Origin of the sequence: Streptomyces sp. NBC_00122 (genome assembly GCF_045160845.1) — a bacterium.
Taxonomy (GTDB): Bacteria; Actinomycetota; Actinomycetes; order Streptomycetales; family Streptomycetaceae; genus Streptomyces.
Window position 1 is genome coordinate 3,216,536 of sequence record NZ_CP108191.1, and the last position, 23,485, is coordinate 3,240,020.

Genomic DNA, 23,485 nt, shown 5'->3' on the forward strand with positions numbered 1-23,485 from the left:
GCAGTCGCACCACACATACGTACGTACGGATACGGAACCAGGGAGCTCGGCATGACGCGCAGCATCATCAACCCGGCAGGTCTCCACACCCCGACCGGCTACGGCTACAGCCACATCGTCTCCGCCCCCGGAGAGCAGGTCTTCATGGCGGGCCAGTACGGCTCCGACGAGAACGGCCACGTCGTCTCCGAGGACTTCGCCGACCAGGTCGCGCAGGCCTTCGCCAACCTCCGGACCGCCCTGGCCGCCGTCGGGCTCGGCCCTGCCGACGTCGTCCGCATCGGTACGTACATCGTCGGCCACGACCAGCGGAAGCTGGAGGTCCTTCTCAAGGAGCTGCACGCCACCTGGGGCACCGAGCTGCCCGCGCAGACCTTGACAGGGGTGGCTGCCCTCGCCCTGCCCGGCATGCTCTTCGAGATCGACGCCGTGGCGGTGCGCCCCTCCTGAGGGGGCCGTGATCCACTTGCCGGTCCGGGTCCGCGGGTGTGCCCTGGAGGATGGGAGAGAGGAGCCCGTCATGGCACATGCGGCACCCACCGCCTTCCGGCGGCAGCCCTACCGCCAGTCGGCGGTCACGGACCACTCCGCACGGAACGCCCTCATCCGCGCCCTGCTCCTCGGACTCGTCTACGGAGTCTGGGCCGCCTTCATCAAGCGCGACACGGGCCCGGTGGACGCGGGCAACGTCTTCTACGGCATCCTGTGCGGCGCGATCTTCGCCGGCTGCATGTTCGGACTCAACCGCGTAGGTCCCCGCCTCATGCGCGAGATCCACGCCTCCGCGTACGGAGCCTTCGCGGGCATCGCCGTGGGCTACCTGCACAGCCTCACGGGTGCGAGCGTGTTCACCTCCACCGTCATCGGCCTCTTCTCCGGCATGGGCATCGGCTTGGCGGCGTTCTACCGCTACTACACACGGGAGCCCTAGCCCCAGCTCCTGCCCGTACCGCCCGGCCGTCCTTTCGGCCGGGCGGTTCTTCCGTGTCTGCGGCGGGCTCCTACGCGGCCGAGTCCGGCGCGGTCGTGTGCTGCGGCTCGCTCGTGCTCTCGGACTCGGCGGCGGCCGGCGACTTCAGCGGCGCGGCCGGATCGCTCTGGCGTACCGGCGGGGTGAAGCGGGCGGCCTCGGCGCGGAGCATGGCGTTCAGGGCGGTGTACGGGTCGATGGGCATGGCGGAACCTCACGGTGCTCAAGGGGTGTGGGGGGACTGCGCTGCTGCCGGGGCCGGGGCCGGGCCGGGTCGATTCGGGCGGGACCCCGGGGCACGGGCCGGCTCAGCAGCGCAGGACCACACTCCGCACCGTCGGCGGGGCCTGCGCCGGCTCGGTCCTCTCCGGGCCCGGTGCGGGCGCGGGCCGGTCCCCGTGTTTCACGTGAAACAACGGCAGCGGTGTCCGGCGCAGGCCCGGCACCCCGCGCGGCAGCCACCGTACGGCGGCACGTACCTCGGGGTCGGCGGCCGGATCCGACTGTCCTTCGGAGGGTTCGGCGGGCGCGGCGGAGGAGGGCTGGGACTCGGCGACCGTCGCGGCGGCCGGACCGGCGCCGAACACGCACAGCAGCACGACACAGGCCGCTGTCAGGGCCCGGGTCAGTGCCGCACGCGTGCGCCGCCTCCCGCTCATGCGGGGGGTGTGCCCCGCCACACCGGGCGGCTCCCGTCCGGGTGCGCAGAAGCCCCCGACCGGAGGACGAAGTCACCCCCCACGGATGACGGCTCGCGAGGGCGGGTCAGCGGCCGCGCCGCTGTCCCGTCAGCCGGGCCAGTACGGCGGTTTCGCCGCCGATCAGGCGCAGTTGGGCCCGTCCGGCCCGGTCCTCGTGGCCCGTGGCCTCACCGGGTGAGATCCGGATGACGGTGAACACGGCCGTACGCCCGTCCGCGCGGGAGATCTCGACGGTCCGGCCCCGCTGGAGTCCGGCCAGGTCCAGGCCCGACCCGGTGATCACCGCGGTGCCGGCCGAGCCCGGCGGTGGACCGGCGGCGTCCCAGGCGGCTTCCTCGCGACCCTCATGTCCCTCAAGCCCCTCATGACTCTCACGCCCCTCGCGCGCCAAGGCCAGCGGCACGTCGATGTCCAGGCTCGGGACGCGCAAGCGCACCGGCCGCGCGGGCCGCATGGGCCCGGTGACCGGCCGCAGCGGGCCGGGGGCCGTCCTCGGCGAGCGCGCGCCCTGGCCGGGGGTGTGCTCGCCGGAATGTTCCCGCTGCCGGGCGAGACGCCGGTGGTCGGACAGCCCCAACGCCCGCGAGGGCAGCGCGTCGTCGGTGGCCGCGGCCGAGGGAGCGGCACCCTCGGTGCGCTGCAGGACGCTGATGCCGGTGGACAGCAGAACCACCGTCAGGGCGGCGACGACCCACTTGGCGCGGGGCATGGGAATCCCTCTCCTCCTGTCCGGCCGGGGCGGCCGGGTCATGTGAGCAGTGGACACCTCCTCTGCCCGTCAGCACGTGGTGAAACACGGGAGACTGACAGGACGTCACGGGTGTGTCGCATCGGGATTCCGGCGTCTTCGCAGCTGACGGCCGGTACGGCCACCCGCTTCGGAGGGCGCGGGACCATACGTCCGAACGGGTGAGCTCACGGGTCTGCGCGCCAGGCCCTACGGCCCCTCCAGCCGGTGCCGTTCCCGCTTCTCGGTACGGCGCCGCGCGGCGAAGACGGCGTGGGCGGCGCAGCTCATGCGGCCGTCGTCAGCACACCGCGACCATCGTCGCCGTCGTCGCGCCCATCAGGATGGCGGCGAGGTGGACGGCCGGGTGGCCGTAGTCGCCGAACCAGAGGTGCCGGGCCAGGCCGCCCAGCGCGGCCAGGGCCGCGATCACGCCGATCTGGCCGAACAGAGTGACGGCGGTGAAGGGGGCCAGGAGCAGCAGGAGCGAGTTCAGCCAGAACGGGGCGGCGCCCGTCCAGCCTCGCCACTGTCTCACCGCCGTCGGCACGTACGGCATGTACTACCGGCCCCCTCATGGTCAACTCGTCGGCTGCACAGCCTCCTTGGGTGCGGCGCCCGGCACAAGGGCCCGTTCGGCTAGAAAACCGAAGGCGAGGCCGAAAGTCGTCCACAGTGCCGCCTGGATGGCCAGGGACGCGAGGCGGAAGTTCCAGATCAGCGCGGCCGGGAAGTCGGCCGGAACCTCGTTGATGCCGGGCAGGAAGGCGTACGAGATCCCGACGGCGAGGACGAAGAACGCGCCCGCCAGGGCCGACGCGTTCCAGTTGCCGAGCTTCGGGGCGAGCCGTCGGCCCAGGATCAGCGCGCCCGCCGCAAGCAGCGCGCTCAGAGCGATCATGAGCAGGTAGAGGGCGGTCCGCCGGGCAGCCGTCTCGGGGTCGCCGACGGCCGGCGGATTGGCGGGGTACTTGAAGAACGGCACCAGTGTGATGGTGACGAACAGCCCGCCGGTGACCAGTGCGGCCGTGGCCCGCGGGCCGAAGCGGCCGATGCGGCCCAGCGCGAAGCAGAAGACGAGCGCGGCGATGCCGCCGAGCGCGACCCCGTACAGCAGGACACCGGTGCCGAGGCCGGCCGTGGCCTGGAGGGCCCGGCTGACCGGGGCCTCCTCGGCGCCGTGGTCGTGGCCGGCCGCGAGGTGGCCGGCCTCCTCGATGGCGATGGCCGCGTCCACCTTGGACTCACCGAGGAGGTACGCGACGAGGAAGGCGGCGACGCCGGCCAGCAGGCCGGCGAGCATGCCTCTGACGAGAAGGACGCGGGGGGAGAGAGAGTTCATCTGTGTCCGGGTTCCCTTGCGGCGAGGAGATCAGTGGCAGGGGAAGCCGAGCAGGTGGCGGCCGTCGTGCAGCCATTCGTGGATGGTCTCGCCCTGGAAGACCGCGGTGGCGCCCTGTTCGATGCCGACGAAGTACAGCAGGACGAGCATGAGGACGGCGACGAAGGCGGCCCAGGGAGCGAGCGCGGAGAGCGAAATCGGGGCGACGGCGGGAGCCGTCGTGGGCACGGCGGTGTGAGCGGCCATGGCAGGTACCTCCAGAGGGAACACGCGTCCCGGTCAGTGGTGCTCGCGACGACGGCGGCGGGTCTGACTTGCCTCCCTTGCGGGGAGGATTCACAGTGGCGCGACCGTGCCGGATTTTCACCGTGCTTCCGTCGTACCGTCGTCATGTAGTTATGTCGTCCGAGACCGTACCGCGCTTACGCTCCCTTTATGAACCCCCAGTCGGTACGAGTTCACCTGGTTACCCCGGCGCTTGACGCCTCGATGCGGCAGCACCGCTTCGGCCACGGCGGGCCGTACGCCCTGGAAACCGGGCAGTGGGCCGGCCGGACCCTGGACGAAGTGGCCGCCGAGGACCCGGCCGCGGTGCACGGCTGGCTCACGGACCCCGCGTACGCCCCGCCCGGCGGCGAGTCCGTCGAGGCGCTCGTCGCCCGCGCCGGAAGCTGGCTGACCGGCCTCGCGCCCGGCACCCACCGGGTCACCGCCGATCAGGCCTTCGTCCGGGCGGCCGTCGTGCACGCGCTGGAGCTGCCGCCGCACACGTTCTGGCGGCTGGACGCACGACCCGGCACGCTCACCGAACTCAGTGGGCGCGCGGGGCGGTGGAATCTGCGCATCGGGAACCGGTACCCGGAGCCCGAGGAGGCCTAGGCGACGATCCAGTCGGAGGTCGCGATGACCGGCTGCACGCCGTCGCGGTGGACGGTGCCCTCGATCAGGCCGTACATCCGGTCCGCCGCGAAGTAGACCTCGTTGTCGTTCTTGAGGCCGAAGGGCTCCAGGTCGACGAGGAAGTGGTGCTTGTTGGGGAGGTTCAGGCGCACCTCGTTGACCTTGGGGCAGTTGTCGAGCACCCGCTCGGCCATCTGGTTCAGGGTCTGCTGCAGCGAGTACGAGTACGTCTCCGCGAAGGCTTCCAGCATGTTCTTGCGGACCTTCTTGTACGACTGGTCCCAGTCGTACCCGGCGTCGTCGGCGGCCAGCGCCGAGTGCGCCCAGCGCGCGGTGACCTTGGTCGCCAGGATGCGGTCGTACGCCTCCTGGAGGGTCGTGTACTTGTCCTTGATGTAGCCGTGGAACTCGGAGTTGGTCGAGTTCATCACCGTCAGGTCCTTCAGACCCGAGATGACCTGCAGGCCCGTCGTCTCGCTGTAGGTGATCTGCGCGGTGCGCACCTCCTGGCCCTTGCGGACGAAGGAATGCTGCTCCTTGCGCGTCGGGACCGGGATGCGGTCCCACGCGTACTCCTCGATGCGGATCTGCGCCTCGCGGATGGGCTCCTGCGAGGAGACGAAGTGCTTGGCGAGCAGGATGCCGAAGGCCTCGGGGGAGTCGATGCCGTGCTCCTTGCCGAAGGCGTACACCGTGTTCTTGGTGGTGTCGGTCGGCAGGCAGTTGGCGTTGTCGCCGGTCAGGTGGACGTCCCGGAACTCACCGCGGAGCGCGACCGAGACGTTGAGGTCGCGGATCTCGTGCCACGAACCTTCGGCGCCCTTGCGGGTGACCTTGACGATGCGGTTCTCGGCCTTGCCGTACTGGTTCTGGGCCAGGACGTGCTTGCTCATGGGCTGACTTCCTTACGGGTACACGGAGTCCGGCTGGCGGGATCCCGTACGCCCGGCGTCCAGCGGTCGGACCGCTCCCCGCCGTTCGGTCACGCAGGACCGCCCCGGGACTGACGTGCATCCCGGTCCGTAGGTGCTCTTTCGGATTTCAGCACGTTCACGTGCTGTTCGTAATGCCGCGGATCCTCCGAGAGCCGCACCCACGGATTGGGCGACCGTATGTCTGAGCAGGTCAGACCGTGTGCGCGTCGGCGACCGACAGGGCCTCGTCGAGGATCGCCAGGCCCTTGGCGACGTCCTTCGGCGAGATGTTGCACGGCGGCGCGACGTGGATGCGGTTCCCCGCGAGCAGCGGCCACAGGCCGCCCTTCTTCAGGGCCGCCCCGAACTCCGCCATGGGCGCGTTGTCGGCGCCCGAGGCGTTGTACGGAACCAGCGGCTCCCGCGTCGCCGCGTCCCGTACGAGCTCCAGCGCCCAGAAGGTGCCGAGCCCGCGGACCTCACCGACCGAGGGGTGCCGCTCGGCGAGCTCGCGCAGCCCGGGCCCGAGCAGCTCGGCGCCGGTACGGGCGGACTGCTCGACGATGCCCTCCTCCTCCATGACGTTGATCGTGGCGACGGCGGCCGCGCAGGCCAGCACGTGCCCGGAGTACGTCAGCCCGCCCGGGTAGGGCCGGCGGGCGAAGGTCTCGGCGATGGCGGCCGAGATGGCGACCCCGCCGAGGGGTACGTAGCCGCTGGTGACGCCCTTGGCGAAGCAGAGCAGGTCGGGGCGCACGTCCCAGTGCTCGGAGGCGAACCACTTACCGGTCCGGCCGAAGCCGACCATGATCTCGTCGAGGATGAAGACGATGCCGAAGCGGTCGCAGAGCGCGCGGACCCCGGCCAGGTAGCCGTCCGGGTGGACGAGCACGCCCGGGGCGCCGCCGACGGTCTCCAGGATGATCGCGGCGATGGACTGCGGACCCTCGAAGACGATCGTGTCCTCGAGGTGGCGCAGGGCGCGCTCGCACTCCTCGGCCTCGGTGGTCGCGTAGAAGGGCGAGCGGTAGGCGAAGGGGCCCCAGAAGTGCACGACACCGGCGGTGGCGGTGTCGTTGCCGAAGCGCCGCGCGTCACCGGTCAGGTTGATCGCGGTGGAGGTGGCGCCGTGGTACGAGCGGTACGCGGAGAGCACCTTGGGCCGGCCGGTGTGCAGCCGGGCCATGCGGACGGCGTTCTCGACGGCCTCGGCCCCGGCATTGGTGAAGAAGATCTTGTCCAGGTCGCCGGGAGTGCGCTCGGCGATCAGCCGGGCCGCCTCGGAGCGGACGTCGACGGCGAAGCCGGGGGCGACCGTGCACAGCTTGGCCGCCTGCTCCTGGATGGCCGCGGCGACCTTGGGGTGCTGGTGGCCGATGTTCGTGTAGACGAGGGCGCTGGAGAAGTCGAGGAAGCGGTTGCCGTCGTAGTCCCAGAAGTACGAGCCCTCGGCCCCGGCGACGGCGAGCGGGTCGATGAGCTCCTGCGCCGACCACGAATGGAAGACGTGCTTCCGGTCGGCTTCCTTCACTGCGTCTTTCACTGCGTCTCGCACCGCGCGGTCTTCCGCGGCGGCGAGGGCACCGGCTTCTGCGTTCATAAAACGAGAGTAGTTGTCCACGATGCGGAACGGCGGCCGTGTCCGATGGGCGGGCGGACTCGGACGATGGGGCGACCGCCGCGGAGTGGATCTCAATTTACCGCATTGTGGAATCTGATTTCCGAGATGCGAAATCTGTGGCGGAGTGGGTGACGGTCGCAGCCCTAGGATTGGCGGCCCGGGGTAGGGGTAGGTGCGGCGCTGAGCGGCGCGCGCGGAGACGGGAGGCCCTGTGGCCGAGCAGACGCGGAGGCTGGTCCTGGGAGGCGCCACGGCCGGTGTCGTGGGCCGGTGCCGGGACTTCACCCGCCGGGCGCTGGCCGACTGGCAGTGGCCGGCCGGGACCGACGCCGTCGAGGACGTGCTGCTGCTGGTCTCCGAGGTGGTCACCAATGCCTGCCTGCACGGCGGCGGCCCGCGCGAACTGGTCCTTCGGCACACCCCCGAGGTGCTGCGCGTCGAGGTCAGTGACGACAGTTCCGAGCCGCCGCGGCGGCGGCCGCCCCGCGACCGCGCGCTGCCGGGAGGGCACGGGCTGATCGTGCTGGAACGGCTCTCGCGAGGCTGGGGCTGGGAGCCGTCGGCCGACGGACGGCCGGGCAAGACCGTCTGGCTGGAGGTACCGGTCAGCGCACCGCGGGCTCCGCAGCCGTAACGCCGACCCCGCCCGCCCCCGCCGGCAGCCCGGCCGCTTCCGGCCCTTCCGGCGCTTCGTCGGGCTCGTCGGTGAGCAGCCCGGTGCGCAGCCGCTCCAGGGTGCGGGCCAGCAGGCGGGAGACGTGCATCTGGGACAGCCCCAGCCGGTCGCCGATCTCGGACTGCGTCAGTTCCTGCCCGAAGCGCAGCGAGAGCAGGACGCGCTCGCGCTCGGGCAGGCCGGCGAGGATCGGCTTGAGGGACTCCAGGCACTCGATGCGGTCGTACGCCGCCTCCTCCTCGCCGAGCGAGGGCCGGTCGGCGCCGCCGTCGTGGTCGCCGTCCTCCTGGAGCGGCGCGTCCAGGGAGCGCGCGGAGTACGCGGACGCGGCCTTGCGGCCCTCCGACAGCTCCTCGGGCGGCACGTGCAGGTGCCCGGCGAGCTCGGTGTCCGTGGGTTCGCGGCCGAGCTCCTGCTCCAGGACGTCGTGCGCCTTGGCCGAATCGATGCGCAGTTCCTGGAGCCGCCGCGGGACCTTGACGGCCCAGCTGGTGTCCCGGAAGAACCGCTTGATCTCCCCGGTGATCGTCGGCATCGCGAACGAGGTGAATTCCACCCCGCGCTCCGGGTCGAAGCGGTTGATGGCCTTGATCAGGCCGATCGTGCCGACCTGGACGATGTCCTCCATCGGCTCGCTCCGCCCGCGGAACCGGCGGGCGGCGTACTTCACGAGGCTGAGGTTCAGCTCGACGAGGGTGTTGCGGACGTACGAGTACTCCGCGCCGCCTTCCTCCAGCTCGGCCATTCTCCGGAACAGGGACACGGACAGGGCCCTGGCCTCGTCTGTCGAGACGTCTGTGAGGTCTGTACGGTGCATGGCGCTGCGCTCCTCCGACGGGTGGACCCCGGGTGGAGTGCCCGGGGTACGTCGTTGCGCTGTCCCAGGGGATATACCCCTACGAATTATCCCGTACCCCCCGTGTCCTCGCTCATCGGCTCGGCCCACCGCCTCGCCGTACAGCCGGAACAGCCGGAACAGCCGGAACAGCCGCGGACCGCTATTTGTCCGAGTAGCTGAAGTCCCCGACGGTCCAGGCACTGACGTCCGCGAGCGCGATCCGGTACATGCCGCCGGTTTCGGGGATGCCCAGGGTGCCCTGGAGGATGCGCGCCACGTGGAAGTGCAGGTGCGAGGGCGGCCCGGCGGCGGCCGGGCCGGTGGGGCCGGTCTGTCCGGAGGTTCTGAAGACCTTGGCGAACGGCGCCAGCTGGTCGGAGTCCTGGAGGACCTCGGCGACGCGCTGACGCCAGACGCTCTCGGGGGCGAGGCGGCCGGTGATGACGGCGCCGTTGATCACGACGGTGAGGGACATCTGATTGGTTTGCTCCGACTCGACCATGGCGGCGAGATCGATGAGCAGGTCATCAGGGATCGACATGGGCACGGACTCTAGCAAGCGTTCAGGCCCTGGCCGGCGTGTATCGAGGAGTTCCCGGTGGGGGGATTCGCGAGAGCGTGTCGAAGCAAAGATGGGGAAAATGCAACGAGCTGGGGCCCGCACCCCGAGGTGCGGGCCCCAGCTCGTATGCGTCAGCGATTAGGCGGGAACGATGTTCTCGGCCTGCGGGCCCTTCTGGCCCTGCGTGACGTCGAAGGTAACCTTCTGGCCTTCCTGAAGCTCACGGAAGCCGGAGGAGGCGATGTTCGAGTAGTGGGCGAACACGTCAGCGCCGCCACCCTCCTGCTCGATGAAGCCAAAACCCTTTTCCGCGTTGAACCACTTCACGGTGCCAGATGCCATAGTGAATCTCCTTTGGGGCAATGCCCGGGATCGCACTGTGCGAGCGCCGGAGTCGCCGAGATGATTGCCCCGACCGGAAACTCAACCGGTAAATAAAAAAAGCGCCCGCCCGAAAAATCCGGTGAGAGCACTTGTAAGTTTTTGGGAACCACAACTGCAACTGGCGTCACCGTAGCACAGGGCGAAGGTCAGGGCGTGGGAATGTCAGCCATTCGGGGTGGGCGCGGTTCTTAAACCTCCCTGCGCGTAGTCGTAATTCTGCACCGGTGGTAACAGGTATTTGCGCACGGAAATCATATGAACGCTGCCGGCGGCCTCAGGCTTTTCGTGTCCGCGGCGCATCCCGTCGTTCGGCCGGAGGGTTTCTTCGGGCCGGTCCTCCGGCGCGACGATCCGGCAGGCTGCCCCGCATGTCCGGCCCCAACCCCCTTGTGATGCGGGTCACATGGAATGTTCGGAGGGTTCGCGGCCTCTTCCCGTTCGAGACGCGGTCGAGGAGGAAGTCATGAGGATCCCGGGGGCGACCGAGGAGGGGCTGTCGGCGCTCGTCCGGTCCGCCCAGCGCGGCGACCGGATGGCCGTCCAGGAACTGCTCGACCTGCTGACCCCGTACGTCGGGCGGCTGTGCGGGCCGATCGCGCTGCAGGACGGGCCGGACGCCACACAGGAGGCGCTGATCGCGGTCTTCCGGAACATCGGGCGGCTGCGGGAGCCGGCCGCGCTGTTCGGCTGGGTGCGCGTGATCGCCGTACGGGAGGCGGTGCGCATGGCCCGGGCCGGCGCGCGGACCGTGGCCGACCCGCTCGACGAGGTTCCGGCGCGCGGCGATCCACAGCTCTCGGCCGACGTGCGCGACGTGCTGGAACGGCTCTCCCCGGCGCACCGCGCCGTACTGGTCCTGCGCGACCTCGAAGGGCTGGACGAGCACGCGGTCAGCGCTCTGCTCGGGGTGCCCGAACCCACCGTGCGGACCCGGCTCTTCCGGGCCCGCCGCAACTTCCGGAAGGCGTGGGAACGTTGAACGACTCCTGGCCGGTCGCCGAACTCGACGCCGTCCGCAGGCTGCGGGTGATCGCCCGCACCACTCCGGGCGCCGGCTTCGCCGAACACCTCCTCGCCGCGCCCTTCGACCGGGTCTGGGACCTCGCCTCGGATCTGGAGGACCAGCTGCCCCGGCTCATCACCGACATCAGCTCCTTCACGGTGACCTCGGCCGCCGGTGAACGCCTCGAAGCCCGGGCCCGCAGCCCGCTCGGCATGCGGGCGCGTTTCGACGTCGTGCTGCGGCCGGGCTGGTGCCTCATGCAGAGCCGGTTCGTGGTCGGCGGCATGGCCGCCGTGCCGGAGGGGGACGGGACCCGCTTCGCCTTCTTCGGCGGCCTGCGCCTGCCCGGCATCGGGCCGGCCGACCGGGTGCTGCGCCCGCTGATGGCGCCGCTGGCCGCGAGGGCGCTGGGACGCCTCTCTGACCAGCTGGAACCGTGAACGGGCACCCTCCGTGGAGGCCGCTCCGGGGCGCTGTACTCTGTGCGGGATTCTGTCCTGAGCGTGTTCAAAAACATCACAAATGGGGGTTCGGTGCGCAACCGCCGACTCGTTCTCTCCGCCGCCTTCATCGCGGCCGGCGTCGGTCTCATACCGGGCATGGCCCAGGCGGATCCCGCCGCGTCCGGTACGGCTGGTGCGCCCGGAATGAGCACTCCGGACGTCAACCTCGACGACGCCGCGGCGCCCAACTTCAAGACGTTCACCAGCCCCGCGGACCGTACGGTCCGAAAGACGCTGTCCGCCCCGCAGAACAAGGCGGCCGCCGCCCCGCTGACCGTGGGTACCGCCCAGGCCAACCCCAACCTCGCGGTCGCCCTGGGCGCCAAGACCAGCAGTGCGCACGGGCTGGAGCTGAAGTCCACCATCACGAGCGAGGCCGCCTCGCTCAAGGTCACCATCGCCTGGGGCGACGGGACCACGGACACGGCCGACGCCGCCGGCTCCACCGTGCTGACCACGCCGCACATGTACGCCGAGGTCGGCGAGTACGCGATCAAGGTCACCGTGGCCGACGCCGCGAACAACATCACCGCCGAGAACGATCTCTACATCACCACGCCGGGCTCCGACTTCACCCCGTACGCCCCGACCCGCCTCCTGGACACCCGGTCGGGCATCGGCGCGCCGAAGGGCAAGGTGCCCGCGTACGGCACGACCCGCGTCAAGGTCGAGGGCAGCGGCTCGATCCCGGACAACGTCACCGCCGTCGTCCTCAACGTCACCGTCACCAACACCACCAGCGGCGGGCACATCACCGCCTACGCCAAGGGCGCCGACCGGCCGACCTCGTCGAACGTCAACTTCTCGGCCGGCCAGACGGTCCCGAACCTGGTGATCGTGCCGGTCAGCCTGGACGGCTACGTCGAGCTGTACAACGCCGGCTGGGAGTCGGTCGACCTGCTCGCGGACGTCACCGGCTACTTCACCCGGACCGCGTCCAGCGGCTACACCCCGATGGCGCCGACCCGCTTCGTCGACACCCGCGACGGCCTCGGCACCGCGAAGGGCCAGGTCGCCGGCCAGGCGACCTTCAGCACGCAGATGAGCGGCCTGCGCGGCGTCCCCCAGGACGTCAAGGCCGTCGCGCTCAACGTGACCGTCACCAACCCGAAGGAGGACGGCCACCTGACCGTCTTCCCGAGCGGGCAGGCGGCTCCGTCCACCTCCAGCGTGAACTTCACCGCCGGCCAGACCATCGCCAACTCGGTGATCGTGCCCGTCGGCCCCGACGGCAAGATCAGTGTCCGCAACGGGGCCTGGGCCGGGACCGACGTGGTCGTCGACGTCGTCGGCTACTACAGCCTCGACAGCAAGGGCGCCTACATGCCGCTGGCGCCGCAGCGCCTGGTCGACACCCGTGACCCCGCCAGCCCGGTGTACGGGCCGCTGGAAGGCCAGAGCTACATCTACGTGCCGTTCTCCGACGACGAACCCAGCATCTCGGGCTTCGTGCTGAACACCACGGTCACCAACACCCGGGGCGGCGGGTACCTCACGGTCGCCCCGGACCCGAACACGTCCGGCCAGTACCAGAACGGGACGGAGACCTGGCCGACGCCGCCCAACTCCTCCAACCTGAACTGGACGACGGGCAAGACCGTCCCGAACCTGGTCCAGGCGAGCACCGGGGCCAACGGCATCGTCGACTTCTGGAACCGGGGCTGGGACGACATCGACCTCGTCGTCGACGTCTTCGGCTTCTACGACACCAAGTAACCGCGGTCCGGGGCGCGCCGGGGCGTCAGGCTCCGGCGCGCAGCCGCTCCGCCTCCTCGGTGAGCCAGGCCGGGCGGACCATCTCGACGTTGCGCCCGGTGCTGTCGGCGGCCCGGACCAGCGCGTCGGCGGCCTCCCGCGGGCCGGGCACCGCCCGGGCGCGGGCCGCCTCGGCGAGCGCTCCGGCCGCCGCGGCCTCCGCCGCCCCGGCGAGCTGCAGCGAGGCGGCCGCGCGCTCGGCCGCCTCGGCCGCCTGCCCGTACCGGCCGCCGGTCCAATGCGCCCACGCCGTGTTGTAGAGGCAGACGCCCTCGGTGCGCGGGTTCTCCATCGCCGACGCCGCGCCGAGCGCCGCCTCCAGCGACGCCAGGGCCTCGTCGACCCGCCCCAGCGCGAGGAGCGCCACGCCCTTGGCGTTCAGCGCGTAGTCCGTCGCTTCCTGGACGCCCGCGTCCCGGTAGGCGGCGACGGCCCTGTCGCCCGCCGCGATGGTCTCCTCCCATCGGCCCAGGGTCAGCAGGGCCGTGAAGCGGGCGTTCCACGAACGGGCCTCGGTGAGCGGGTCCCCCGACGTACGGGCGAGTTCGCTCAGCCGGTCGGCGCCGGCCAGGGCCGCCGCGCCGTCGCCCAGGGTGCTGTGGGCGAGGCTGAGGCCCAGGAGTGCGTGCACCTCGGCTTCGGCGTCGCCGTTCTCGTGGGCCAGGTCGCCGGCCCGGGCCAGCGGGCCCATGGCGGCGTCGAGGCGGCCCAGCTGGCGGTGGGTGTCGCCCAGGCCGAACATGGCGTCCTGCAGTGCCCGGCGGTCGTCGAGGCGCTCGGCCAGATCGGCTGCCTCGGTGAACAGTTCGGCCGCCTGTGCCAGCGGGCCTCCGCTCAACCGGGCGTGTCCGAAGCTGATGAGATGGGCAAGACGTGCCCGGTCGTCGGTCAACTGTCCCTCCAGTGTCAGGTGCATCGAGATGGCCGCGAGCACCGATCCGTGCCGGACCATCCATCGGCTGATCGCTCCGAGGACCAGCGCGGCGTCGTCCATGTCACCGGCGCGCACCCGGTGGTCGAACTCGCGCCGGTACGGCTGTATGTCGTCCAGGCCGCGCCAGTCCGGGCGGGGCGGCGCGATGCTCGCGTACCAGTCGGCGGCCCGCCGCTCCAGGGACCGCCGTCCGAGGGCTCCTTCCCGCGGCATGGCGCCGTACGCGAGGTCGGCGTCCATCGGGTGCAGCGCGAGGGTGCGGGTGGCCCGGTCCACCGACAGCATGCGCATGCGCAGCAGGTCGGACAGGACCGGTGCGACGGCGGAGCGGCCGGGACCCGGGCCCGTACCGAGGTCGGTACCGAGGCTGCCCACGATCCACTCGACCGCCTCGCGCGGTACGGGCGTGCGCAGCACCGCGAGGACGTTCAGTACGCCGCGGCCTTCGGGGCCGAGCCGCTGGTACTGGTCCTGGGCGAGCCCCGCGACGACGTCGCCCCGCAGGGTGAAGTCCTCCAGGACCTCCTGCAGCGTCGGCAGCGCCAGTGTGTCGTCGGCCATGGCGCCCACCAGCAGCTCCAGCGCACGCGGTACCCCGTGGACGTGGACCGCGGCCCGCAGCAGCTGCTCGTCGGAGAGCTGCGCCACGCCGAGGCTTCCGTCCTGGTCGAGCTCGCGCAGCAGCGCGACGGACTCGCCGGGCGGCAGGCCGTCGGACAGTTCGACCTCCGCGGCGAAGCGGCGCAGCTCGGGGGCGAGTCGTAGCGGTATCTGCGAGGTGACGAGCAGCCGGGGCGTGGACCGTGCCCGGAAGAGGCAGTCGAAGAAGACGGCGAGTTCCCCGTCGGTCTCGTCGAGCGTGCCGTCGTCCTGGAGGCGGTCCTCCAGGTTGTCCATCAGGAGGACGACGAGCCGGTCTCCCATCGCGGCGAACAGCTCGCCGATCTTGTCCTGTACGGGGCGGCCCGTGGCCCAGACGTCCAGCAGCCGTGCCTCGTCCTCGGGGCCGAGCGCGCGGGCACAGTCGAAGTAGACGCGCTCCAGCGAGATGCCCGACGTACGGGTGCTCAGGTTGACCAGCCCCGACGGAGCGGGCGCCCGCGCGTGGCCCGGCCACTCGCCCCGCTCCAGCAGTTCCATGACCTTGGCCGCGACGGCGCTCTTGCCCATGCCCCGGCGGCCGGTGACGGTCACCATGCGGACGGCGGGGTCCGAGAGGAGCCGGCCGATCGTCTCGCGGGCCTCGGTGCGGTCCTTGAACAGCTCCAGACCGTGCGTGACGGGCAGCCCGATGACCCTCGAACCCGCCTGGCGGGGGCGGGGTCCGGCGGGCCCCGGGCCGGGAACCACGTCCGGCAGGGCCTGCGGGTCGCCGATCGACAGCAGCGCGGCCAGCTCGGCCCGGTGCTGCTCGCCGACCCGGTGCAGGGTGTGGTCGATGCGGGCCGCCGCCAGTCGGCCCATCCCTTCCCAGCGGTGGTGTTCGGCGACGACCCCGACGATGTGGGGCCCGGCCCATACGGCGGCGCCCGACATCCCCGACCACGGCGACGCCTTGGGGTCGGGATCGGCGGCCGCCACCGGGACGGTGATCTCCAGGGTGCCGGTCCGCAGGTTGGACAGGGCCGCCACGGTCCCGTCCGCCTGGTGCAGCTCCCGGAACTGCCGCCCGTCGGGGGTGCGTCGCCGCTTCCACAGCGGGAATCCCGCGGCGTGCACACCGATGACGGCGTGCCGGTCGTCGCCGACGCGCCCGAACCGGGCGGGCGGGACGGGTGCGTCGCCCGGCCGGGGCGCGAAGGCCAGTACGGACACGTCGGTGTCGGCGTCCGACCAGGCCACCGTCGCCTCGGCGGCCCACTGCCCCGGCCGGCCCGCGTCGAAGCGCACCTGGACGCCGGTGGCCCCGGCCACCACGTGGTGGGCGGTCAGCACCACCGCGTCGCCGACCCGGTAGCCCGATCCGCGCCGCCCGCCGCCGTCGGCGGTGGTGACGATGACCTCCGCGATGCGGTGCGGATCCAGTCCGCCGCTCCCGTCCGAGCCGTCAGCGCTCACCGTCATACCTCATCCAGCAGCTCGTTCCCGGAGATCAGTGCCATCTGGTCCGGCGCGTCCGCCCGTACCGGCTGCAGCGTCAGCGTCAGCTTCTGCGTGACCGTGGTCGACCGCTTGGCCGTGGCGCCGGCGTCGAACACCCAGAACCTGACCTTCACCCCCGGTTCGGTGGACCGCTCCACCCCGACGGTCAGTTCCAGCTCCACCCGCTCCGCCTTGAACCGCAGGCCGGATTCGTCGCCTTCCGACATCGCCCGGCTCAGCTCCTGGCGCAGCTGCGCGATCATGTCCGCCAACTCGACCGCATCGTTCACAAGCAGGGCCCCCAACCGGCTCTTCTGGTCAACTGCCCACTCGGGCACGCCACATCATCACGCATCGGCCCCCTGCCCCGTCCACCCAGGGCCGGGAGGGCGCGGTGGGCGGCGACCGTGCGGCATTGACCGTGCGTGAGAGCAAGGATGCGAAACGTAGTCGACTGTGCATATTGTGCGATAGGTGGCGAAAGATCCCCTACGCCAGCTCTGTCTCGTCGAGGAAGGTCTCTCATGAAGCGTTTCCCGGTGATCGGCGTGCTCTGCGTCAGCGCGGTGTTCGGTCTCGCCGCGTGCTCCGACGACACCTCGCCCGCCGAAGAGGCCACCAAGGCCGCGGCCGACCTCTGCACCGACCTGACCTCGCTCAAGGCGGACAACGCCAAGCTGAAGGCCCTGAACCCCGCCACCGCGACCAAGGACCAGATCAAGGACGCCGTCAACGCCGTCCAAGAGGACTGGGCCAACGTCAAGGAGAACGCCCAGCAGCTGAAGGAGGCGGAGCGGGCAGCCGTCCAGGACGCCGCCGAGAACCTCAAGAAGGCGTACGAGGACCTGCCGGGAGACACGACCGGCAAGGACGCGCGCACCCAGCTGCAGCCGCAGATCGAGAAGCTGGACCAGGCCACGACGGCCGCCGCCACCGGCCTCCGGTGCCGCTGAACACGGGAATGTGACGGCAGGCCCCTAGGGCAGGACCTCACGCCCGGGAGGCAGCAGTTCGGTGACGACGAAGGCGGCCACGGCCGCGAGGATCACCACCGGCATCATCGTGTAACTGCCGAGCAGCAGGATCACCAGGACCGCGCTGCTCACCGGCAGCCGCAGCGTGGCGGCCGCTGCCGCCGCCATGCCCACCGCCATCCCGGGTACGACCCCCAGGCCGGGCAGGGGCGAGAGCAGGACGCCCACCGCGGCTCCGATGAAGAGCGCGGGGAACACGGGGCCGCCGCGCAGGCTGCCGAGGCAGAGTGCGTAGGCGGCGCCCTTGAACAGCACCACGGCGAACAGGGCGCCGATCCCCCAGGCGTGCGGGTCGGCGGCCAGCGCGGCGAGGCCCGCCTGGCCGGACGAGGCGACCTCGGCGGGGGAGCGGCCGGTGAACAGCGCGTAGAGGCAGGCGCAGACCGCGGCGCCCAGGGCGCACTGGACGGTCCGTACGAGGTGTCGCTCCGACGTGACGTACGCGGCGAGCCGCCGGGCCCCGGCCAGCAGGGGATGGAGGGCGGCGGCGAGGACCACGGCGATGACCAGCGTCCAGCCCACGTCCGCCAGGTCCAGGCGGGGGGCCGGGGCGTACAGCTTCAGGGTCAGGTCCCCCGTCTCCAGCCCGGTCCAGCGTCCGAGTCCGGTGAACACGAGGGCCCCGATTCCGCTGGACAGCATGACGGGCAGCATGACCGCGAACAGCCGCGGCCCGCCCACGCCCGCCAGCTCCATCAGCAGCACCGCCGCGATCAGCGGGTTGCCGAAGATGGCGGAGACGGCCGCGGCGGCGCCGGCCGCGCCCAGCAGGGCGTTGCTCTGCGGGGTCGCGGGCGCCTGAGTGAGGTCCCGGAACACCAGGGCCAGTCCGCCGCCCAGGGCGATCAGCGGGGCCTCCGGTCCCAGTACGGCGCCGAACGGCAGGCTGGCGGCCGTCGCGAGCACGACCCCGGGCAGCGCGGCGGGCGAGGCGCCCACCGTATGGAGTCCGGCCGCGGGTACGTGGCCGCCCGCGCCGGGCAGGTGCGTGGCGATCAGGCCCACCGCGATTCCGGCGAAGAGCAGCAGGGGGAGCGGCCACCACCAGGGCGGGATGTCCCGGCCCATGGCCTGCGGGAGGTCCGTCCACAGCACCTGCTCCAGTTCGTGCAGCGCGGCGAGGAACCAGAAGGAGGCGAGGGACACCAGGATGCCCACGAGGGCGGAGAAGGCGAGTGTCTTCAGGTAACCGGCGCTGCGGAGCATGTGGCGCAGGACGTCCGCCTCTTGGGGCTGGGTGCCGCTGACGGGCGGGTCGGATCGGGGTCGCTGCTCCGTCATGGGTCACTTCCTTTCCCCCTCGATGGTCCACCCGGGAGGTCCCCTGCGCCGCCGGGGGCCGGGGCCGCCGTGGCCCGCCGCCGGATCCCGATCCTGACGGCGCTGAAGAGGACCTTGGCGATCACTCCCACGAGGATCAGGTCGACGATCATCTGACCGGTGACGATGATGCGGGAGGTCTGGGTGGTGGCCGTGATGTCCCCGAAGCCGACGGTCGCGAACACCGTGACCGTGAAGTACAGCGCGTCCGTCCGGTTCAGGGGCTCCGAGAAGGAGTGCGGCACCTTCTCTTCGAGCACGTAGTACGCCGCGGAGAAGAGCAGCAGGAACAGCGGCACGGCGGTGGAGAGCGCTTCGATGGCACGCAATCGCGGATACTCCGAACGGGTGACGGCGGTGATCTGCCAGGTGATGAGCCCGCCGAAGACCGCCAGGCCGAGCGAGAGCGTGACGACGATGGAGACGTCGAGCTCGCCGCTCAGGGGGGCCAGGTAGTACAGCGCCGTGAGCACGCCGACCGAGCCGAGCGAGCGGATCAGGTGACCTGTCAGCACGCGAAGCCGCCGCCGGGACGCCGCGCCGGTGCGGATCCGCCGCCCGGATGCGTTGCGTTCCATGGATTCAGGAGAAGGGGACGGAGCACATCGCGCGACCGGAGCGGCCCCGGGTCCGTGCCTCAGCGCGTGAGCTCGTACAGGCTCCTGCCCACCAGCCACACTCCGAGGACGAGGCAAGTGACCACGATGGCGGGGTCCTTGTGGTCCGACAGCCACGTGCGCAGGCCCGTCAGCGCCCGCCCGGCCTTCTCGGGCGCGAACACCATGTACAGCTCCATGGCCAGGAGGCTGGCGGTGGCGAGGAGGCAGAAGGCCAGCAGGGCCAGGAACGACTCGCTGTGGCCGAGGTTCGCGTCCACGACGGTGGCGGCTGCCGCACCGACCATGCCCCAGGGCTGCAGGAGCACCGCGAGCCCGGCCGCCGACCACGCGGTGGCCTGGTCCATCCGGGACGTGAGCGAGCTCTGGGAGGCGTCGGATCCGGCGTCCGGTGCGGCGTCCGGTGCGGTGTCCGGTCCACCGCGGCTCCGGCGGCGGCGCCTGTGTTCGCTGTAGACGACGAGCCCGATGCCGATGGCCAGTTTCGCCGCCAGTGCGGCGGTGGAGGGAGGCGACTTGGGCGCGGGCGGCTCGCCGCCGGTGAGGAGGAGGACGAGGGCGATCACCGTGACGAGGCAGGCGAGCCAGGCGAGGATGAATGCGAGCCCTTTCCACACGCCCCTCGGCGCGGACACCACCAGCACGAAGGCCATGATCGGCAGCGGATAGAGGGTGATGACGAGGCCGATGACGAACAGGTCAAGCAGCATGGTGACCATGGTCGCCCGGCCTGGCGGCCGGTTGCAAAAGATACGAAATGTGCTCCGAAATGCGGACATTGAGTACCGGCTGTATCAATGAAGTAACCGCATGCATGATCGGAGCGAGCATGGACGACTATCCGCTTCTCAACATCTTCTGGACGATGCTGTGGCTCTTCCTGTGGATCCTGTGGTTCTTCCTCCTCTTCAAGATCATCACGGACATCTTCCGCGACCACAGCCTCGGTGGCTGGGGGAAGGCGGGATGGCTCATCTTCGTGATCCTGCTGCCGTTCCTCGGCGTGTTCGTCTACCTCATCGCCCGCGGGTCCGGCATGGGACAGCGGGACGTGAAGCAGTATCAGGAGAGTGAGCAGGCCTTCCGCAGCTACGTCCAGGAGGCGGCTGGATCCGGGGGCGGTTCGGCGGAGGAGCTGAGCAAGCTCGCCGCGCTCAAGAGCAAGGGCGACATCACCCAGGAGGAGTACGACCGCGCCAAGGCCAAGCTCCTGGCGTGACCGGTCGCGTCATCGCCACTTCGACGGCAGCGGGCCCCGCCCTTCCCGGGCGGGGCCCGCTGCCGTCCTCCGGACTCGGCCCCTCACGCGCCGATGCGCACCAGGGCGAGCGTGATGTTGTCCGGACCTCCGGCTTCGATGGCCGCCTTCCACAGCTCGAAGGCGGCCTTGCCGTCGTCGTGCACGCGCAGCAGTTCGTCGATCACGTCGTCGGGCAGCGGGTCGGTCAGCCCGTCGCTGCACACCAGGTAGCGATCGCCCGTGGACAGCGGGAAAGCCGCCACGTGGGGGGTGATGGGGCTGGGCCCGGGGCTGCCGCCGAGCGTCTGGGTGACGGCCGACGTAGTGCGATGGCCGGGCGCGGGCGGCGGACTGTCGTCCACGCTGACCTGGTGCAGCCCGTCCTCGGTCGCGTGGAACACCTTGCTGTCGCCGACGTTGAACGCCAGCAGCGACTCCGCCAGTACGAGGGCCCCGGCGACCGTGGTTCCCATGGCGGCCAGATCCGGACGGCCGTCGGTGGCCGAGTACACCGCGTCGTTGCAGCGGTTCAGAGCGTCACTGATCGCCTCCGCGCTGTCCAGCGCCGGGCCGAGCGAGGCGAGCTCGCGGACGACCAGCTCACTGGCGACCTCGCCGGCCGGCTGCCCGCCGAGCCCGTCGGCGACGGCGACGACGAGCGGTCTGCCGAGGGGGAACAGCAGCGTCTGGGGGCTCAGGGTCACGGTCCCGCACAGCGTCCACGGGCCGACGGCGAGGCTGTCCTCGTTGTGGTCGCGGATCAGCCCGACATGGCTCAGGGCGGTCACAGCTATGTACGCCACCACGACGACCCGCCTCTCCGCAACGGCAGACGCAGCACTCCCTCCCATTGTCACGCTGCTCGGCGCTCACGCCGCTCGGCATGCGGTGGACGACCGGCCGGAGCACGCTGGTCGTGGGGCCCGAGAAAGGACTGGGCGATGTTCGCGAGGCTGAGCACCTACCAGGGATCACCGGTTCCGGCGTCGGGAGACCTGAGCGCGCATTCGGAGGCGATCGTCCAGCAGGTCCAGGACGTTCCAGGCTTCCGGGGCGTGTACTACCTCGTCGACCGGGCCTCGGGAAAGGCCACGTCGCTGACCTTGTGGGAGGACGAGCAGACCATGCGGGCGAGCGAGGACCGGGCCGCCCGGATCCGTGAGGAGACGGCCCAGCGCGAAGGCCAGCGGATCGTCTCGGTCGAGCACTTCGAGGTGGCCTTCAGCCGCCTCCAGCCATAGCCGCGACAGGTCGTCCCGGGCGCGGATTGGCCCAGGATTCCCGCGGGGAATTGGCGCTGCTGACAGGGCTGCCCCGCTCCTAGCCTGAGCCGGTGACCAACAGAGTCGATTTCTTCTTCGATCCCATCTGCCCGTTCGCCTGGATCACTTCCCGCTGGATGCTGGAAGTCGAGCGCCACCGCGACCTCGACCTCACCTTCCGCGTCATGAGCCTGTCCGTACTCAACGAGGGCCGCGAGGACCTCCCCGAGCGCTATCGAAGGCTCCTCACCACCGGCTGGGGGCCCGTACGCGTCTGCATCGCCGCGGCGCAGCAGCACGGCGACGAGGTTCTGCGCGGCCTCTACACGGCACTCGGCACCCGCCTCCACGACGAGGACCGGGCCGCCGACACCACCGTCATCAGGGAGGCCCTGGCCGAGGCCGGCCTCCCCGAGGACCTGGCCGACGCGGCGGACAGCACCGGGTACGACGACGCGGTGCGAAAGAGCCACCACGAGGGCATGGACCCCGTCGGCGAGGAGGTGGGTACACCCACCGTCCACATCGACGGCACCGCTTTCTTCGGCCCGGTCCTCACCTCGATCCCGCGCGGCGAGGACGCGGTCCGCGTCTTCGACGGCGTCCGGCTCCTGGCCGGCTACCCGAAGTTCTTCGAACTCAAGCGGACGCGGACGGGAGCGCTCGACTTCACCTGACCGGACCCGGTGTCGGCGCCCGCCCCGCCCGCGGAGTGATCTGGGTCACGTGCTGTCACAGGGGCCGGCCGCGCGGTGTCTTGAGGTCGAACCCCTGAAGACGGAGGAGACACCATGACTGGGCACACCGATGTGGTCGTGATCGGCGGCGGGTACGCGGGCGTCATGGCCGCCAATCGCCTGACGCAGCGCGACGACGTGACCGTGACGCTGATCAACCCGCGCCGGACCTTCGTCCACCGCATCCGTCTGCACCAGCTGGTGGGCGGGTCCGACGACGCGGTCGTCGACTACCGGTGGGTCCTGGCCGAGGGCGCGCGGCTGGTGGTCGACACCGTGACCCGGATCGACGCGGCCGGGCGCAGCGTGACGCTGGCGTCGGGCAGCACGGTGGGCTACGACTACCTGGTCTACGCGGTGGGCAGCGGCAGCGCCGACCCGCGCGTGCCCGGGGCGGCCGACTTCGCCTACCCGATCGCCGACCTGGAGGAGGCGCAGCGGCTGCGGCCGGTCCTCGACGCCGCGCCCGCGTCGGCCGAGGTGACCGTCGTCGGAGCCGGTCCGACCGGCATCGAGACCGCAGCCGAGCTGGCGGAGCAGGGTCGCGCGGTGACCCTGGTGTGCGGCGGGGTGCTCGGCCCGTACCTGCACCCGCGCGGCCGACGCTCGGTGGCCGCACGGCTGAAGGCGCTCGGGGTGACCGTGGTCGACGGCCCCGACAGCAAGGTGACGGCGGTGACCCGTGACGCCGTGCGGCTCGGCGGAGGCCGCGAGCTGCCGAGCACGGTGACCATCTGGACCGTCGGCTTCGGCGTGCCGGACCTGGCCGCGCGCAGCGGGCTGACCACGGACGCCCTGGGCCGCCTGCTCACGGACGAGACGCTGACCAGCGTGGACGACGAGCGCATCCTGGCGGCCGGGGACTCGGCGGCGCCGTCGAACCTGCCGCTGCGGATGAGCTGCCAGGCCGCGGTGCCGCTGGGCGCGCGGGCCGCCGACACGGTGCTCAGCCGGATCGCCGGTGAGCAGCCCTCGACCCTGAACCAGGTGTTCGCCGGCCAGTGCATCAGCCTGGGCCGACGCGCCGGCATCTTCCAGTTCGCCCACAAGAACGACACCGCGCTGTGGTTCCACATCGCCGGCCGCCCCGGCGCGAAGCTCAAGGAGTTCGTGTGCAAGGGCGTCGTCAAGCACCTGGCGGACGAGGCGCACAAGCCCGGTGGGTACGGCCTGCACCGCGTCTCGGGAGGGGACACGCGCGAACAGCTGCTGGAGACCGGTCGCGGCGAGGCGTTGGCCACTTCCTGAACGGGAACGGGCAGGCTGAGCTACCACCGGCACCACCGCCGTAGGCGAAGAGGGGACCCAACCGTGGATGCACGACCGGCCGTCGTCGGCCGCCAGGACCGGCCGCGAAGAAGGG

General features: G+C 71.3%; 29 protein-coding genes. 12 read left to right on the forward strand and 17 right to left on the reverse strand.

All coding sequences use genetic code 11. The annotated features are described in order from the left end of the window. The first annotated feature begins 51 nt into the window (after positions 1-51). Entirely contained in the window at positions 52-450 is a 399-nt protein-coding gene (locus OG737_RS15185) for a RidA family protein (RefSeq protein ID WP_328926705.1), read from the forward strand. Positions 451-520: 70 nt separating this feature from the next. Continuing rightward, positions 521-931, forward strand: coding sequence for a hypothetical protein (locus OG737_RS15190; RefSeq protein ID WP_328926706.1), 411 nt, complete (start codon positions 521-523; stop codon positions 929-931). A gap of 70 nt (positions 932-1,001) precedes the next feature. Here the strand turns inward: OG737_RS15190 and OG737_RS15195 are convergent, their stop codons facing one another. The 6 genes from OG737_RS15195 to OG737_RS15220 all read right to left on the reverse strand — a co-directional run bounded on the left by OG737_RS15195 (position 1,002) and on the right by OG737_RS15220 (position 3,986). After that, a complete protein-coding gene (locus tag OG737_RS15195; protein WP_328926707.1) occupies positions 1,002-1,175 on the reverse strand; it encodes a hypothetical protein in 174 nt (57 codons plus the stop codon). A gap of 103 nt (positions 1,176-1,278) precedes the next feature. Beyond that, a complete protein-coding gene (locus tag OG737_RS15200; RefSeq protein ID WP_328926708.1) occupies positions 1,279-1,629 on the reverse strand; it encodes a hypothetical protein in 351 nt (116 codons plus the stop codon). Between the two features lie 106 nt (positions 1,630-1,735). Then, entirely contained in the window at positions 1,736-2,380 is a 645-nt protein-coding gene (locus OG737_RS15205; protein ID WP_328926709.1) for a class F sortase, read from the reverse strand. Positions 2,381-2,699: 319 nt separating this feature from the next. After that, the gene (locus OG737_RS15210) at positions 2,700-2,957 is read right to left on the reverse strand and encodes a hypothetical protein (protein WP_328926710.1); all 258 of its coding nucleotides are present in this window, start codon (positions 2,955-2,957) and stop codon (positions 2,700-2,702) included. 21 nt (positions 2,958-2,978) lie between these two features. Further along, a complete protein-coding gene (locus tag OG737_RS15215) occupies positions 2,979-3,740 on the reverse strand; it encodes a CbtA family protein (protein ID WP_328926711.1) in 762 nt (253 codons plus the stop codon). A gap of 30 nt (positions 3,741-3,770) precedes the next feature. Then, positions 3,771-3,986, reverse strand: a complete 216-nt coding sequence (locus OG737_RS15220) for a CbtB-domain containing protein (RefSeq protein ID WP_328926712.1) — start codon at positions 3,984-3,986, stop codon at positions 3,771-3,773. A gap of 189 nt (positions 3,987-4,175) precedes the next feature. Between OG737_RS15220 and OG737_RS15225 the strand changes: the two genes are divergently transcribed. Beyond that, on the forward strand, positions 4,176-4,619 hold the full coding sequence (locus tag OG737_RS15225; protein ID WP_328926713.1) for a histidine phosphatase family protein: 444 nt from the start codon (positions 4,176-4,178) through the stop codon (positions 4,617-4,619). On the opposite strand, the gene pucL is transcribed toward OG737_RS15225, so the two are convergent. Together pucL and OG737_RS15235 are read right to left on the reverse strand one after the other, a co-directional pair. Then, positions 4,616-5,533, reverse strand: a complete 918-nt coding sequence (gene pucL, locus OG737_RS15230) for a factor-independent urate hydroxylase (protein WP_328926714.1) — start codon at positions 5,531-5,533, stop codon at positions 4,616-4,618. The two genes, OG737_RS15225 and pucL, sit on opposite strands and share 4 nt — an antisense overlap. Before the next feature lie 232 nt (positions 5,534-5,765). Then, positions 5,766-7,154, reverse strand: coding sequence for an aspartate aminotransferase family protein (locus tag OG737_RS15235; RefSeq protein WP_328926715.1), 1,389 nt, complete (start codon positions 7,152-7,154; stop codon positions 5,766-5,768). Between the two features lie 232 nt (positions 7,155-7,386). Between OG737_RS15235 and OG737_RS15240 the strand changes: the two genes are divergently transcribed. After that, positions 7,387-7,809 (forward strand): ATP-binding protein, encoded by a 423-nt coding sequence (locus OG737_RS15240; RefSeq protein ID WP_328926716.1) that lies wholly within the window; start codon positions 7,387-7,389, stop codon positions 7,807-7,809. Here the strand turns inward: OG737_RS15240 and OG737_RS15245 are convergent. The 3 genes from OG737_RS15245 to OG737_RS15255 form a co-directional block, all read right to left on the reverse strand. Further along, complete coding sequence (locus tag OG737_RS15245) at positions 7,781-8,668, reverse strand: SigB/SigF/SigG family RNA polymerase sigma factor (protein WP_328926717.1); 888 nt, start codon at positions 8,666-8,668, stop codon at positions 7,781-7,783. The genes OG737_RS15240 and OG737_RS15245 overlap by 29 nt on opposite strands. Positions 8,669-8,849: 181 nt before the next feature. Then, positions 8,850-9,230: a hypothetical protein gene (locus OG737_RS15250; protein ID WP_328926718.1), complete on the reverse strand. Its 381-nt coding sequence runs from the start codon at positions 9,228-9,230 to the stop codon at positions 8,850-8,852. Positions 9,231-9,389: 159 nt separating this feature from the next. Then, complete coding sequence (locus OG737_RS15255; protein ID WP_030011983.1) at positions 9,390-9,593, reverse strand: cold-shock protein; 204 nt, start codon at positions 9,591-9,593, stop codon at positions 9,390-9,392. A 505-nt stretch (positions 9,594-10,098) separates the two neighbouring features. Between OG737_RS15255 and OG737_RS15260 the strand changes: the two genes are divergently transcribed. The 3 genes from OG737_RS15260 (at position 10,099) to OG737_RS15270 (ending at position 12,857) form a co-directional block, all read left to right on the forward strand. Next, on the forward strand, positions 10,099-10,614 hold the full coding sequence (locus OG737_RS15260; protein ID WP_328926719.1) for an RNA polymerase sigma factor: 516 nt from the start codon (positions 10,099-10,101) through the stop codon (positions 10,612-10,614). Then, on the forward strand, positions 10,611-11,078 hold the full coding sequence (locus OG737_RS15265) for a hypothetical protein (protein ID WP_328926720.1): 468 nt from the start codon (positions 10,611-10,613) through the stop codon (positions 11,076-11,078). Before OG737_RS15260 ends, OG737_RS15265 begins: the two co-directional genes overlap by 4 nt. A 93-nt stretch (positions 11,079-11,171) precedes the next feature. Then, entirely contained in the window at positions 11,172-12,857 is a 1,686-nt protein-coding gene (locus OG737_RS15270) for a hypothetical protein (protein WP_328926721.1), read from the forward strand. A 25-nt stretch (positions 12,858-12,882) separates the two neighbouring features. Here the strand turns inward: OG737_RS15270 and OG737_RS15275 are convergent, their stop codons facing one another. Continuing rightward, positions 12,883-15,894 (reverse strand): tetratricopeptide repeat-containing serine protease family protein, encoded by a 3,012-nt coding sequence (locus OG737_RS15275; protein WP_328926722.1) that lies wholly within the window; start codon positions 15,892-15,894, stop codon positions 12,883-12,885. After that, on the reverse strand, positions 15,891-16,250 hold the full coding sequence (locus OG737_RS15280) for a trypco2 family protein (RefSeq protein ID WP_405921619.1): 360 nt from the start codon (positions 16,248-16,250) through the stop codon (positions 15,891-15,893). Before OG737_RS15280 ends, OG737_RS15275 begins: the two co-directional genes overlap by 4 nt. Positions 16,251-16,436: 186 nt before the next feature. On the opposite strand from OG737_RS15280, the gene OG737_RS15285 reads away from it, so the two are divergent. Continuing rightward, the gene (locus OG737_RS15285) at positions 16,437-16,865 is read left to right on the forward strand and encodes a hypothetical protein (protein ID WP_328926724.1); all 429 of its coding nucleotides are present in this window, start codon (positions 16,437-16,439) and stop codon (positions 16,863-16,865) included. 24 nt (positions 16,866-16,889) lie between these two features. Here OG737_RS15285 and OG737_RS15290 read toward each other — a convergent pair whose 3' ends face one another. Genes OG737_RS15290 through OG737_RS15300 form a run of 3 tightly spaced genes read right to left on the reverse strand, consistent with a single transcriptional unit; the run spans position 16,890 to position 19,593 of the window. After that, complete coding sequence (locus tag OG737_RS15290; protein WP_328926725.1) at positions 16,890-18,227, reverse strand: chloride channel protein; 1,338 nt, start codon at positions 18,225-18,227, stop codon at positions 16,890-16,892. Beyond that, positions 18,224-18,844, reverse strand: a complete 621-nt coding sequence (locus tag OG737_RS15295; protein WP_405921620.1) for a potassium channel family protein — start codon at positions 18,842-18,844, stop codon at positions 18,224-18,226. The genes OG737_RS15290 and OG737_RS15295 overlap by 4 nt, the downstream gene beginning before the upstream one ends. A 59-nt stretch (positions 18,845-18,903) precedes the next feature. Further along, complete coding sequence (locus tag OG737_RS15300; RefSeq protein WP_405921621.1) at positions 18,904-19,593, reverse strand: GAP family protein; 690 nt, start codon at positions 19,591-19,593, stop codon at positions 18,904-18,906. Between the two features lie 119 nt (positions 19,594-19,712). Here OG737_RS15300 and OG737_RS15305 point away from each other — a divergent pair, with 119 nt between their 5' ends. Further along, on the forward strand, positions 19,713-20,102 hold the full coding sequence (locus OG737_RS15305; RefSeq protein ID WP_328926728.1) for an SHOCT domain-containing protein: 390 nt from the start codon (positions 19,713-19,715) through the stop codon (positions 20,100-20,102). A gap of 83 nt (positions 20,103-20,185) precedes the next feature. Here OG737_RS15305 and OG737_RS15310 read toward each other — a convergent pair whose 3' ends face one another. Further along, the gene (locus tag OG737_RS15310) at positions 20,186-20,926 is read right to left on the reverse strand and encodes a PP2C family serine/threonine-protein phosphatase (RefSeq protein ID WP_328926729.1); all 741 of its coding nucleotides are present in this window, start codon (positions 20,924-20,926) and stop codon (positions 20,186-20,188) included. Positions 20,927-21,064: 138 nt separating this feature from the next. Between OG737_RS15310 and OG737_RS15315 the strand changes: the two genes are divergently transcribed. The 3 genes from OG737_RS15315 (at position 21,065) to OG737_RS15325 (ending at position 23,370) form a co-directional block, all read left to right on the forward strand. Continuing rightward, positions 21,065-21,364, forward strand: a complete 300-nt coding sequence (locus OG737_RS15315) for a hypothetical protein (protein WP_328926730.1) — start codon at positions 21,065-21,067, stop codon at positions 21,362-21,364. Between the two features lie 92 nt (positions 21,365-21,456). Continuing rightward, positions 21,457-22,062, forward strand: coding sequence for a disulfide bond formation protein DsbA (locus OG737_RS15320; RefSeq protein WP_328926731.1), 606 nt, complete (start codon positions 21,457-21,459; stop codon positions 22,060-22,062). Between the two features lie 114 nt (positions 22,063-22,176). Next, positions 22,177-23,370, forward strand: a complete 1,194-nt coding sequence (locus OG737_RS15325) for an FAD-dependent oxidoreductase (protein ID WP_328926732.1) — start codon at positions 22,177-22,179, stop codon at positions 23,368-23,370. The last annotated feature ends 115 nt before the right edge of the window (positions 23,371-23,485 follow it).